The following is an 823-nucleotide window of genomic DNA, read 5'->3' on the forward strand; positions in this document are numbered from 1 at the left end:
GGCGGCGAGGACGGGGGCGGACGCGACCACGGCGGCGGACGCGACCACGGGGGCGGCCGTCGGCCGTCCTGCGGACAGGACCCGCGCCTCCTGGGTGGTCGGTCGGACGGGGGCCGGCGTCGTCTCGCGGACGGCCTCGTGCTCGAGAGGGTGCTCCGGCTCGTCGCGCGGCAGGGCACCGAGCACCCGGTCGGTCAGCCCGACGAGGGCGAGGGCCACGCCGCCGACGACGAGGGCGGCACCGAGCAGCCAGATCGCGATGGTGACGAAGTCGAGGTCGCCGATGGGCAGGAAACCGCCGGCGAAGAGCCCGACCGTGGCCAGGCGGAAGGTGGCGGCGAGGACGAGCGCCGCGCCCGAGACCAGCATCGCGAGGGCGACCCAGCCCGTGACTGCTGCCTTGCCCATGCGACACCTCCTGAGGATGGAGCGCGCGTCGCGGGTCGGGCCCGCGCGGACGTCCCCTGCGAATGTAACCCGGAGGAGGGCTCGACCGTAACCCGCAGCGGTGGACGCGCCGTTCCCGGGCGATGCTCGGCTCCTGCGGGGGCTTCTCGGATGCGGGCCCGGGATGATCGCTCGCATGGCCAACTTCGACCGTCTCCTGGGTGCCGCCGCGCGTGCGCTCGGCAACTCCTCTTCTTCTTCGTCCGGCCGCGGTGGCGCGTCCGGCGGTTCCACCGACTGGCGTGACGTGGTGCGCAAGGTCTCCGACAAGGTGACCGGCGACGACCGCCAGGGCGGGCAGCCGCAGCAGGGCGGCCGCCAGCCCCAGCGCGACGGGTACGGGGCGCCGCAGCGGGGTGTCGGGCGCCCGGCCACC

Annotated in this window: 2 protein-coding genes; one reads left to right on the top strand and one right to left on the bottom strand. The window is 75.6% G+C overall.

Annotated features, from left to right (window positions below; translation table 11 throughout):
- The coding region (locus tag IFT36_RS16120; RefSeq protein ID WP_200413677.1) for a hypothetical protein at nucleotides 1–408 on the bottom strand (408 nt) is incomplete at its 3' end.
- 175 nt (nucleotides 409–583) lie between these two features.
- On the opposite strand from IFT36_RS16120, the gene IFT36_RS16125 reads away from it, so the two are divergent.
- Nucleotides 584–823, top strand: a 240-nt coding sequence (locus IFT36_RS16125; RefSeq protein ID WP_374058405.1) for a hypothetical protein, incomplete at its 3' end; no start/stop codon positions are given.

This window comes from Frigoribacterium sp. CFBP 13605 (genome assembly GCF_014839405.1).
GTDB lineage: Bacteria > Actinomycetota > Actinomycetes > Actinomycetales > Microbacteriaceae > Frigoribacterium.